The 12,638-nt window shown below is 53.7% G+C and carries 10 protein-coding genes; 9 read left to right on the top strand and 1 reads right to left on the bottom strand.

All coding sequences use genetic code 11. The annotated features are described in order from the left end of the window. Window positions 1-12: 12 nt before the first annotated feature. From DUE52_RS21960 to DUE52_RS33180, 9 genes are all read left to right on the top strand, one after another. Window positions 13-1,377, top strand: a complete 1,365-nt coding sequence (locus tag DUE52_RS21960) for a TolC family protein (protein WP_165840991.1) — start codon at window positions 13-15, stop codon at window positions 1,375-1,377. Further along, window positions 1,378-4,539 carry an efflux RND transporter permease subunit gene (locus DUE52_RS21965; protein WP_114408206.1) on the top strand — a complete coding sequence of 1,054 codons (3,162 nt, stop codon included), beginning with the start codon at window positions 1,378-1,380 and terminating at the stop codon, window positions 4,537-4,539. A 4-nt stretch (window positions 4,540-4,543) separates the two neighbouring features. After that, complete coding sequence (locus DUE52_RS21970) at window positions 4,544-5,644, top strand: efflux RND transporter periplasmic adaptor subunit (RefSeq protein ID WP_114408207.1); 1,101 nt, start codon at window positions 4,544-4,546, stop codon at window positions 5,642-5,644. 92 nt (window positions 5,645-5,736) lie between these two features. Continuing rightward, complete coding sequence (locus DUE52_RS21975) at window positions 5,737-6,735, top strand: DUF1259 domain-containing protein (RefSeq protein WP_114408208.1); 999 nt, start codon at window positions 5,737-5,739, stop codon at window positions 6,733-6,735. 19 nt (window positions 6,736-6,754) lie between these two features. Next, window positions 6,755-7,192 carry a hypothetical protein gene (locus tag DUE52_RS21980; protein WP_133299907.1) on the top strand — a complete coding sequence of 146 codons (438 nt, stop codon included), beginning with the start codon at window positions 6,755-6,757 and terminating at the stop codon, window positions 7,190-7,192. 187 nt (window positions 7,193-7,379) lie between these two features. After that, the gene (locus DUE52_RS32965) at window positions 7,380-7,514 is read left to right on the top strand and encodes a hypothetical protein (protein ID WP_262511004.1); all 135 of its coding nucleotides are present in this window, start codon (window positions 7,380-7,382) and stop codon (window positions 7,512-7,514) included. A 61-nt stretch (window positions 7,515-7,575) separates the two neighbouring features. Beyond that, the gene (locus DUE52_RS21985) at window positions 7,576-9,825 is read left to right on the top strand and encodes a DUF5916 domain-containing protein (protein WP_165840992.1); all 2,250 of its coding nucleotides are present in this window, start codon (window positions 7,576-7,578) and stop codon (window positions 9,823-9,825) included. 19 nt (window positions 9,826-9,844) lie between these two features. Then, window positions 9,845-11,017 carry a chromate transporter gene (locus DUE52_RS21990; RefSeq protein WP_114408211.1) on the top strand — a complete coding sequence of 391 codons (1,173 nt, stop codon included), beginning with the start codon at window positions 9,845-9,847 and terminating at the stop codon, window positions 11,015-11,017. Window positions 11,018-11,225: 208 nt separating this feature from the next. Beyond that, window positions 11,226-11,705, top strand: coding sequence for a DUF2490 domain-containing protein (locus tag DUE52_RS33180; protein ID WP_165840993.1), 480 nt, complete (start codon window positions 11,226-11,228; stop codon window positions 11,703-11,705). Between the two features lie 490 nt (window positions 11,706-12,195). On the opposite strand, the gene DUE52_RS22000 is transcribed toward DUE52_RS33180, so the two are convergent. Beyond that, window positions 12,196-12,630: a DUF1810 domain-containing protein gene (locus DUE52_RS22000; RefSeq protein ID WP_114408213.1), complete on the bottom strand. Its 435-nt coding sequence runs from the start codon at window positions 12,628-12,630 to the stop codon at window positions 12,196-12,198. Window positions 12,631-12,638: the final 8 nt, after the last annotated feature.

Below are 12,638 nucleotides of genomic sequence, written 5' to 3' on the forward strand. Positions count from 1 at the left end.
ACCCGTTTTTCGATGAAAATTCGCTGTTTACTCGTTTGCATCCTCAGTTATTGGATTGGGCCTACACGTGTCCTTCAGGCCCAATCGCTTCCGCTCGTTCAACTGCTCCAACAGGCGGAACAAACGTACCCCGCACTCCGGGCCAGCCGACTTCGGATCGACGCCCAACAAAAAAACATTGACCTCATTCAGAACGCAGCGCTGCCAACGCTCGAGGGATCCTATCAGGCTAATCTGGCTACCTACAACAACATAACCGGATTGTTTCATCCCCAGGGTCTTCTACCCATCAGCGGGCCACCTTCGATCGGCAACCGCTACCAACCCGTTAGTGGCAGTGCGGCCAGCCTCTTGTTGAATTGGCAACCCATCACCTTTGGGTTACGGGAAGCGCAACGAACGGTGGCCAAAGCCGAAATCAGCCTCGGCGAAAATCAGCTCGAGGCTACCCTTTTTAATCACAAAGTACGGGTCATTGATGCCTATTTGGATGGGCTGCTGCTGGCCGAACTCGTCGGTGTTTATCAACAGAACGTGACCCGCGCCCAGTCTAACCTAACCCAAAGTCGGGTTCTGGTCGGTACGGGGTTGCGGTCGGGCGCGGACACGGCCTTGTTTGCCGGTGAATTGTCCCGCGCCAATGTGGAGTTACTACAAGCCCGGCAGGCGTGGCAGGAAGGTCAAATCCAGTTGGCTCAGTTGGTGGGTAGTGATCGTCCCATCGCCGTCCGGGACTCTTTGGTTTTTATTCGGCTCCCCACCGCCACTAATCAAGTGGACTCTGTGAACCATCATCCCCTGTTTCGGGTGGCCCAGCAACAGGTCCGGCAGGGCCAGGATCGGGAAGCGTTGATCCGCAAAGCTCGCTTGCCACGCCTGGGCTTTTGGGCCATTGCCTACGGACGCGGTTCTGGCGTATCGGCTTCCGGCGAGGTTAACCCCGCCGAAGGCTTGCTATTCAGCCGCTTTAACTACGGAGCCGGGCTGTTGTTTTCCGTGCCCTTGCTGAACGGGCCGGAAGTTCGGTTACGGAGTCAGCAGCAGCAACTGATCAACCAGGCGTATCAGGAGGACATTCGGCAAACAGAGCTTCAACTGACCGGTGAGCGACTACGCACCGAAACGGCTCTGCAAAGTGCCCGACTGATTGCGAGCGAACTACCCGCCCAAAAGCAGGCGGCCCAATCTGCTTTCACCGTCCTGCGAACCCGTTACAACGAAGGTCTAACGACCTTTGCCGATTTTGCCCAAGCCCAATATGGGCTGGTTCGAGCGGAAGTTGATTATAAAAAGTCCTACTGGAGCGTGTGGAAAGCCTGGCTTGGACAAGCTGCGGCCAACGGCGATTTGTCTCCATTTCTTAACCAGTTACCCTGAATGATTTATTTACTCAAAGCGGCTCTGCGCCAGCCCATCACCGTGCTGGCGGCCCTGTTTGCGACGATCCTTTTTTCGATCCTGGCGATCCGAAAAATGCCCATCGATATTTTTCCGACCTTAGGGACGCCGACTATTTACGTGGCCCAGACATTTGGCGGACTATCGCCCCAGCAGGTTGAGGGTTTTATTGCCTCCTACTACGAATACCACTTCTTGTACATTACGGGCATTAAGTACGTTGACAGCAAGTCGATCCAGGGCTTATCCCTCCTAAAATGCCAGTTCCATGAAGGCACCGACATGGCGCAGGCGATGGCAGAGGTCGTTTCGTATGTCAATCGGGCGCGGGCTTTTATGCCGCCCAACCTGCAACCTCCTTTCATCATGCGCTACGACGCCGGATCGGTACCCGTCGGACAACTGACCTTCAGTAGTGAAGGCCGGTCGCTCAACGAAATTCAGGATTTGGCCTTATTTAAGGTTCGTCCGATGTTTGCTTCGTTGGCGGGCGTATCGGCACCCCCACCGTTTGGAGGTAACCAGCGGACGGTCGTTGTACGGGCCGATCCCGAACGGATGCGCAGTTACGGACTAACCCCCGACGAGTTAGTGACGGCCATTGCGAAAGGCAACACCCTGACACCCGCCGGTAATTTACGGGTGGGAGATCAGATGCTCATTACGCCCCAGAACACCGTCGTTGACCAGATAAAAGAACTGGAAAACATTCCCATCAAGCCCGGTAACGGCCCGGCCATGTATGTGCGCGATGTTGCCAGTGTGGATAATGGTGCCGACATTACGACAGGTTATGCCCTCATCAACGGGAAGCGCTCCGTGTATATTCCGGTCACCAAACGGGCCGATGCCTCAACTTGGGACGTGGTGCAACGCATTCGGAAAGCACTGCCCGACATGCAGGCCGCCATTCCCGACGATATCCACGTTTCTTACGAATTTGACCAGTCTACGTATGTGGCTAATTCGCTGCGGAACCTGCTGATTGAGGGTGGGTTGGGAGCCGTGCTGACCGGACTGATGGTCTTGCTGTTCCTGCGTGACCGACGCAGCGCGCTCATCGTAGTGCTTACCATACCGGTCGCTTTAGTATCGGCGGTCGTCGGTTTACAATTGACCGGTCAAAGTCTCAATGTCATGACCCTGGGCGGGCTGGCGCTAGCCGTGGGGATTCTGGTGGACGAAGCGACGGTAACCATCGAAAATATCCACCGGCACTTGGAAGCGGGCCAGCCCAAAGCGCGGGCGATTGCGGACGCCTGCCGGGAAATCGCCCGGCCTAAGCTACTGATTCTGCTCTGTGTTCTGGCGGTATTCGTGCCCGCGCTGTTCATGACGGGGGTGCCGGGTGCCATGTTCTTTCCGTTGTCGCTGTCGGTTGGTTTCGCCATGATTGCGTCGTTTGTCTGGTCACAAACGCTGGTGCCGGTCGCGGCCAATTATTTTCTAAAATCGGGAAATCACCCAACTCGAAGTACCCGGTTCGAACGTTTTGAGAACCAATACCAGCACTTTACGGCTCGTTTTCAGCCGCGCAGCCGACTCATTATTGGGTTATATTTAGTACTGGCCACTGCGCTGGCCTTATCGGTTTACCGTCTGATCGGTACCGAAATTTTCCCGAGAGTCGATACCGGCCAGTTTCAGGTACGACTCCGATTACCGGCAGGTACCCGGGTCGAGCGCACGGAAGACGCCACGAAGAAAGTTCTTTCCATTGTTCACCAGTTAGCCGGAGACAAAAACGTCGCCATCAGTTCGGCGTTTGTTGGCCTACAACCTCAGACCTATGCCATTAGCCCCATCTTTTTGTGGACGAGTGGTCCCCACGAAGCGGTACTAAAAGTGAACCTAAGCCCGGATGCTGATCTGCCGCTGGATACTTTCAAAGAGCAATTGCGGGCTGAAGTGAGTCGGCAGATTCCCGGTATGCAGCTCTCGTTTGAGCCAGCCGATCTGGTTGATCAGGTGATGAGCCTGGGTGCCAACACCCCGGTGGAGGTGAGCGTACAGGCCAAAAACCTGGCACAGGGGCGTGAATTAGCCGAACGGCTCCGACATCGGATGGCGGGATTATCCTATCTGCGGGATCTACAGTACGGTTTACCGCTCGACTACCCGACGTTGCAAATTACCTATGATCGCGTTCGGGCCGGGCAGTTGGGCCTGACGGTAGACGAAGTCAGTCGGTCGGTGGTGGCCGGAACGTCGTCGAGCCGCCTGACGCAGCCTTTGTATTGGCTCGATAAAGCATCGGGCAATTCGTATCAGGTACAGGTCGAGTATCCGCAGTTTCGCATGAACAGCCCCGATCAATTGGAACAACTTCCGGTTGCCTCCAATACGGATCGCCGGATTTACCTGCGTGACGTGGCTGACTGGAAAAAACTAAACACGGTGGGCGAATACGACCGGTTGAATCAACAGCGGTACGTGACCCTGACTGCAAATCTGCAAGGGAAAGATATTGGTGGAGCCGTCCGCGACCTGAACCAAGTCATCCACAACCTCGGAGAGTTGCCGCAGGGTGTAAAAATTACCCTGCGGGGTCAGGCCGAACTGTTGGCCCAAACGCTAAGCGAACTGTCGCTGGGGTTAGCCCTGGCCGTCGTGGCGATTTTCCTGTTGCTGGCGGCCGCTTTTCAATCGTTCGGATTATCGCTGGTGGTCTTGTCTATGCTACCGGCGGTATTGGCGGGGGCTTTATCCCTGCTGTTTCTAACGGGGAATACACTCAATATTCAGTCGTTCATGGGCTGCATCATGGCCATCGGCGTAGCGGTGGCCAATGCAATTCTGTTAGTAACGAATGCAGAAACGCTTCGGCAACACTCCCAACCGCCGAAGAACCTTGGTTTTGCGGCCGCCCGGAGCCGCCTGCGACCTATCCTGATGACCAGTCTGGCCATGATCGTCGGCATGATTCCAATGGCCATCGGGCTGGGGGAAGGCGGTCAGCAAACGGCTCCGCTGGGTATTGCCGTCATCGGCGGCCTGATCGCTTCGACCGTAGCGACGCTGCTGGTATTGCCGCTCTTGTACCAGTCTACCGTCGGTCGCCAGAAATACGCCAGTCATTCGCTTGACCCGGACGATCCGACCAGCCCTCAATATACCTTACCACCAACCGCCACGGCCTGACATCATGATAAAACATTCTTATTTTTTTCTGGCCTTGTTGAGTGGTTTGACCGCTTGTAATGAAGCCCCGCAGCAAAAAAAAGACACCCCGGCTACCGTCGATTCAAAACCGGACACCGTTCATACGCTTGTGTTAAAAACTTCTACGATCGCTAAACAGGTTACGCTGCCGGGTGAATTGTTTCCGGATCAGCGGGTGCAGATCTACGCGAAACTGCCCGGTTTCGTGCGCCGAGTGGCGGTGGACATTGGCTCGGTCGTTCGGCAGGGCCAGGTACTGGCCATTCTCGATGCCCCCGAACAGCAGGCGCGATTGACCGAAGCCCGGAGCCGCTGGGAAGCGGCCAAATCAAAACTCGGCACCAGCCGGGACGCTTACGAACGGTTGCGGAGAGCCGCCAACACCCCCGGTGTGGTGTCGGCCAGTGAACTGGAACGAGGGCGTAATCAAATGCGTGCCGATAGCGCTGATGTTCAGGTCGCTCACTATTCCGTTCAGGCGCTGCAAGACATGGCGGATTATTTAGTGCTTCGGGCTCCGTTCGGAGGTGTCGTGACCCGGTGCAACGTAGATCCCGGTGCCTACGTGGGAAACCCGACGGATAAGCCCGTGCTGGAAATGGAGAATAACCGCACACTCCGTCTGCGGGTGGCCGTTCCCGAAGCACTCACGGGGAGTCACCTCACGGGCAATAAAGTCCGTTTCTCGACCCGCGCGGTACCCAATCAACAGTACGATGCTGTTCTGGTACGGAAAACGGATCGAATCGATGTCGATACGCGCTCTGAAATCTGGGAGTTTTCTGTCGATAATGGCGATCATCAGTTGAAGTCAGGGATGTATACCGATGTCGTCCTGGACCTAGGTCGGACGAAACCTTCGTTTGCCGTGCCATTCTCGGCGGTCGTTACCACCTTGGAGCGAAAATTCGTCATTCGGATTAAGGGAGGACAAACGCAGTGGGTGGATGTGCGGCCCGGACTGACGTTGCCGGATAAGGTAGAAATTTTTGGTGCATTGAACGAGAGCGATACGCTGGTGTTAAAGGGGAATGAAGAACTCAAACCGGATAGTAAGGTCGTGGCCCGTGTTGATAAGCCGTAATCATAAGAAGCCGTTGATGGGCAACCTTCCGTACTTCAGTTTTTATTCACAATTGGCGCTTAGCTTTGAACTCAACAAGACCCTATTTTTGTATGCAACGCAGAAACTTTCTTCGCTCAGCCGTTCTTGTTACCGGCACCATTCCACTCTGTACGTCAACTGGCGAGATCGTCCCAATGGAGAGGCTAACCCTGGGTAAAACTCCAGCGTTGTCGGCAGAAGAACAGGATGCTATTGCCACCGTCCTGGGCAAAAAAGGCACTTACAACGAAGTGCAGGCAACCTATTCCGTGCCACTACCACGCAATGATTTGAAAGTCACCGTCAAAGGGGAAGCCGTACCCATCCCCTTCGGATTTGGTGGTTGGGTGTCGTTTAAGAAAACCGTGGATGGCCAGCAGACGGTCATGATGAGCGATACGGTTCTGCTGGAAACCGAAGTCAATCCCCTCATCGATGCCACGCACGCGGCCGGATTGGAAATCTCGGCCATTCACAATCATTTTTTCTACGAACAACCGCGCATCTTCTATATGCACCTGCATGGGGTCGGAACGGTGGCGGATTTAGCCAAAAAATACGCTCAGGCGATTGGCAACACCAAATTGTTTCCGGTAAATCAACCCACGCCCGTAGCGCAAAGTGGCACGACGCCATCAACCGGAAAAGACCTTTTCGATCTGCCCGCACTGGATGCCATCGTCAAATACACCGGGGCGGTCAATGGTCCCACCTACAAATACACCGTGGGTCGTGATGACGTAAAAATTATCGCGATGGGTGCAGAAATGACGGCGGCTATCGGCCTGAACTCCTGGGCTTCTTTTGCCGGAAAGCAAGCTGATGCGCATATTGCCGGTGACATTGCCATGTTGGAAGGTGAGGTCAATGCAGTCGTTCGAACGCTGCGGCAACATAAACTGGAAGTAGTTGCTTTGCATCACCACATGCTGGGGGAACAACCCCGAACCATTTTCCTGCATTATTACGGGCGCGGTCCGGCCCCGGAATTGGCGAAAGGGTTTCGGGCGGCCCTGGAACAACTGGGTCGCGGGGGAAAGAAAACGGGCAGCGATGGGATGAAACACTAATTTGACAAACTTACAGGATATGCCTTTTTTACAACATTGCTCTGTCAAACCTGTCTTTTTAACCTGCCTGATTGTCTGGGCGTGTTTCTCCACCGCCACGGCCCGGCCCGATTCAGTATCGGTAGCCTTCGCTGACTGGGTTGCACCTGAATTAATCACGCTTGCTCCTCAACATCCTAAGAAACCCCTGTTCTGGGTCGTCAACTTTGGTACAGCCCGGACGTTGTCTCCCAAAAAAATCGGCTTTGCCGCCGGTATGGGTGGGCAGGTGGTTGTCCTCGGCGACCCCCGGAAAACCAGTGCGTTTTTCACCATTCCACACGCAGGCTTTCGGCTGGCACCTATTCCGCTACCTTTCGCGTCGGTTGGGCCAGGTTTTGGTATCAACTTAGACGCGAAATACTACTTACCCCCACCACCACCACCAAGGTTGATTGGGGGATCGTGCTGGGCTTAGGCGGAGCGCACGTCCTGATCGAAGATCGGAACCGGCTGGCTTACAGCCCAAACGTAGCCTTGCTGAACTCCTACCATCTGGGTGGTACCACCGTACTGACCATCATGGGAACGTTCACCTCGGAATCCCGACAGCCACTGAGGGCGCAAAGGCTAATTTTTTCAACCTCACGAGCGTGTCGTTGGGGTTGAAAAAAGATATCCGGCCCAACATGGCCCTGCTCACCGAAGTGGGTGCGTATTGGTATGACGGGAAAATTCTGGGCGTAGCAAAACGCGGTCCGGGTTTTCAGTACGGGCTGATGCTGGCTACGAGCTTTTGATAGTATCGCCGAAGCGGCCCTGATGTTTGTAAAAGAGACTAGAAACGCCTGCCGAACGAACTTGAAAAACGTTTTCCTATTTCTTTTCCTGCTGCTGAGCCGTTGCCTGGTTGCCCAGCCTCTTAGTGTGAACGAAACCGACTACGCCCTGACTATTCGTCGGGCAACGGAGCCGGTTAAGCTGGATGGACAACTCGATGAAGCCGACTGGCAACTGGCTGATTCAGTGGGCAACTTCCGACAGTTTTTCCCCTATGACACAGCCAACGCTGAATCCAGGACCGTCGTGCGGGTGTTGTTCGATGGAAATTTTCTATATGTGGGTGCTGTTTGTTACCAACCGCGTCGTTACGTCGTTACGTCCCTCAAACGCGACTTTCTACGTGGGCAGTCGGACCTATTTGAGGTTAACCTCGACCCATTCCGCGACAAACTGAACGGGGTCAATTTTGCCGTGTCGCCCTACGGTGTGCAGCGCGAAGGACTGATTACCAACGGGCAGGAATTCACGACCGATTGGGATAATAAATGGTACGTGCGCGTAACAAACGACGACGACCGCTACACCGTTGAGATGGCAATTCCGTTCAAAACGCTGCGGTATAAGCTACAGGACGGGCAAAACGTGTGGTTGATCAATTTTATCCGTAGCGATATAACGCGCAACGAAATATCGGCCTGGGCACCCATCCCGCGCAACTTCAACGGGCAGGCACTGGCCTTTTCAGGACGGCTCGTCTGGGCAGAGCCACCACCCCGCCCCGGTTCAAATGTTTCGTTGATTCCCTACACCCTGGTGGAAACCGGACACGATTTTCAGTCCGATATACCCACCCGACAAGGGGTGAATGTCGGCTTCGATGCGAAAGTTGCCGTTACACCCTCGCTAAACCTCGACCTGACTGTAAACCCTGATTTTGCCCAGGTTGAGGTTGACCAGCAAGTGACTAACCTGAGTCGGTTTGAGTTGTTCTTTCCAGAACGGCGGCAGTTTTTCCTGGAAAATAGCGATCTCTTCGGCTCGTTCGGTACTAGCGTCACCAACCCGTTTTTCTCCCGGCGCATCGGCCTGGCCCGAAACCCCCGCACGGGGTTCAACGAGCAGGTTCCCATTCTGGCTGGGGTACGACTTAGTGGCCGGTTAGACCGAAACTGGCGCATTGGCGTACTGAACACGCAGACGGGTCGACGGTCGCTGTCCGATACGCTTACGCTTCTACCCGTTAACTACGGAATGCTAGCCGTGCAGCGCCGAATCTCGACCCGTTCGTTTGTGAGTGCCATGCTGGTTAATAAAGACCCCGTCGGGACGGTACCCGCTGGTGCCGACCAATCGTATAACCGGGTTGCCGGTCTGGAATATTCGCTGGCTTCGGCCAATAATCAGTGGCGGGGTAAAGCATTTTACCACCGTTCGTTCAGCCCGGATCGACTGGCGCAGCCTTACGCGATGGGCGCGTTACTATTCGTGGATAAACCGGCGGTCAATGGGCGGATCGGCGTTTACGACATTGGCGATAACTTTCGGGCCGACGTGGGGTACGCACCCCGCACGAGCCTGATGAAATTTCATGGCGAGACCTTTCGGGTCATTTTCCCGAAAGGTCGGTTGAGTCGGCATATCAACCGGTTTTACCTGGGTCCAAACTGGGATTTTATTTATGGGAAACGGCAAAACCGCCTGATCGACTGGGACGCGGGCCTGTTTGGGGGCATCACGCTGCAAAACCAGTCGCAGCTTACGTTCGCGTTTCTGCGTTGGGATTATACCTACCTTTTCTCTCCCTTCGACCCAAGCAACACGGGCGGGGCTACCCTTCCTGCCAACACATCATACCTGTATTTCAGCCATCGCCTGAGCTTCGTGTCCAATGTCCGAAAGCCTTTTTTCTTTAGTTTCAACGGTCGATATGGGCAGTACTTCAACGGTCGGATTACGCAGTTGCACACCATTCTGAGTTACCGACAGCAGCCTTACGGCATTTTCTCGCTTGATTTCACTTACAACGGTATTCGCTTACCCGCTCCCTACAGCCAATCCGACCTGTTACTGATTGGGCCTAAGGTCGATCTGTCGTTTACGCGGTCGGTGTTTCTAACGGCCTACGCACAGTACAATAATCAGATCAACAACGTCAACACGAACATCCGGTTTCAGTGGCGGTACAAGCCCGTCTCGGATCTGTTTGTGGTCTATACGGATAACTATTTCGCCTACGAAGCGCTCGACAGCAAAAATCGATTGATGCAAGCCTGGCAACCGAAAAACCGGGCATTGGTCGTCAAGCTAACGTACTGGCTGAACCTCTGATACTCTATTGGTTACATTTATGAACTCTGAACTTCTCACACCCCCGTATTCTCTCCGGCAACTCACGAGTTACTTTCTGCGCCTGGGAACCTTTGGCTTTGGCGGTCCTCCTGCATTAGTCAGCGCCATGCACCGGGATCTGGTGCTGAACCGGCAATGGATCACCGAAGAAGATTACCGGGAAGGCATGGCACTCGCTCAGTTGGCTCCGGGGCCACTGGCGGCTCAATTAGCGATTTACCTGGGGTATGTTCATTACGGCATTTGTGGTGCCACCCTGGTGGGCTTCACGTTTGTGCTGCCATCCTTCCTGATGGTTTTAGGGCTGGGCTGGGCTTACGTGCAGTTTGACGGATTGCCGTGGATGCAGGCTATTTTCTACGGCATTGGAGCCGCAGTCATTGGCATCATTACGATGGGTACCTATAAACTAACCACCAAAACGATTGGGAAAGACTGGCTGGGCTGGCTGCTTTTCTCTATTTCGGCCATAGCCACCATCCTGACAGAATCCGAATTACTGTGGCTGGTCATCGGGTCGGGGGGGATTTATTGGCTAATCAAAGCGCCACCGCTTCGGTTGGATTCAAAAGTGAGCCAGGCTAGCTGGCCGTTTCTCACGCAGGTGTTAGCGGCGGTACCGACCGATTCCGTTCTGTGGAAGCTGGCCCTGTTTTTTGCCAAGGCCGGTAGCTTCGTGTTTGGTAGTGGTCTGGCCATCGTGCCCTTTCTATATGGTGGTGTTGTCAAAGAATACGGCTGGCTGACGGAACAGCAATTTTTGGATGCTGTGGCTGTGGCTATGATTACGCCCGGACCGGTGGTAATTACGGTCGCTTTTATCGGCTATCTGGTGGCCGGGTTGCCCGGTGCGTGCGTAGCCGCAGCCGCCACGTTTTTACCCTGTTACCTGCTCACCATCCTGCCAGCCCCTTACTTCAAAAAGTACGGCAAACACCCCGGTTTGAAGGCTTTCGTCGATGGGATCACCATCGCGGCTGTTGGCGCTATCGCTGGTGCAGTCGTCGTTCTGGCCCGGCGTCAACTGGTGGATCTGCCAGCGATCATCATTGCATTAACCGCCACCATTTTATTATATCGCTTTAAAAAATTATCGGAATTAGGTTTGATTGGAGCCGCAGCCATCCTGGGCTTGTTGCTTCGATCTGGTATTTTCTCTGCACTTTTATAATTCGTACCATTGCTCTCCTGCTTTTAGTTTCCATCGGATTCAGTCACGATCTGACGGCGCAATCCGTACCCACCAAACAAGTTCGGACTCAGCAGCAAGCCTGGCTGGGTTACTTTAACCAAACCCGTTTGAGCAATCGCTGGGGAATCGGGCTGGATCTCCATGCCGCCGTACCGATGATTTTCTGGACCGCTGGAGTACCCTGATCGTGCGTCCCGGCCTTACCTATTACGTGTCCGATCAGGTCCGGTTCACCGCAGGGTATGCTTATGCCCGTCTCTACCCGGCACTTCCGCCGACGCCTGGTGCCGATCCATTGGTTAGACCGGAACACCGTTTCTGGCAACAAATTAATTGGCAAGGTCATTTCAAACGCCTGCACCTCAATCAATGGATCAGAGCCGAAGAACGAAACGTTCGCAAAACGCTGGGCAACGAGTTGGCCGATGGGTACTCATTCAATTACCGGTTTCGGTACATGATTACGGTGCAGGTGCCGCTGAAAGGTGATACCCCAAACCCGGTGTTCCCAACTTCGTGGTTCAGGATGAAATTCACATCAATGCCGGCAAGCACATTACCTATAATTATTTTGACCAAAACCGCTTTTTTGTGGGACTGGCCTACCCCTTCAGCAAAAGTTTACGGCGCAGTTGGGCTATATGAACTTGTTTCAACAGCAGACTAGCAGCACTAATTTTGTCAACAATCACACGATCCGGCTATTTCTGTTTCACAATCTCAATTTTACTAAACCGGAATAATTTTATGGGCTTAACCAGGATTAATTGGTTCCATTATCGGCCAATCAGTTTTCAGGACAAATCATTTCCCACAAAAAAAGTAACAATCATTAAAACGGTCAATGGAATTTTATACGGGATTTTTGTGGGAGATCACCTGTGAATTCAACGATTGGCTCACCCAGGCATACTACCTTCCAGCCCAGTTATTCGGACGGACTAATGAGTACCAATAATGTTAAGGGGCTTGTGACTGAATCGGACTGCCAAAGCAGCTCTGACAAGATAGGAAAATGCCACAAGCCGTCCATTTCAAATTGTCCTTGGTATTCAATGGTCCGTGCACAATCGTGTGATTTTAGGAAGAGACATAGCGGATGTAGGGAGTGACACTGGGTTGTAAAGCCAGTAAGGTATGAAACGTTGCGGTCATGGCTATCCTTCGCTGGCCCGAACCAGTTCAATGGTTCGTAGATCCATCAAGCCGTCGAAGTACTTGTCCAAAACCGCCTGAAAGACGGGGTTGGTATTTTTCGGCAAACTGAACAAGGTCATACTGGACCGAAGTTTTAAATCATCCGGACTGCCCAAAATCTGGTTAGCGGTTTTTCCGACTACCCCCAGCAGGGCATTGGAAATCTCCAGTAACCGATCACCCAGAACGGGATGTTCCAGATACGCCCGGGCTTCTTCCAGGTTGTGAATCGCGTAAAACCGGGCCATTTCACTAAAGCCCAAGCCCGCAAGTTGGGGAAAAATGAACCACATCCAGTGGCTTTGCTTCCGGCCATTTTTGATTTCGCTCAGGGCTTGGAAATAAACCGGTTGTTGAGCGTCCAGAAACCGTTTTAAATTGTCATCAGCTTTCATCGGAATAA

Origin of the sequence: Larkinella punicea, assembly GCF_003334855.1 — a bacterium.
Classification (GTDB): domain Bacteria; phylum Bacteroidota; class Bacteroidia; order Cytophagales; family Spirosomataceae; genus Larkinella; species Larkinella punicea.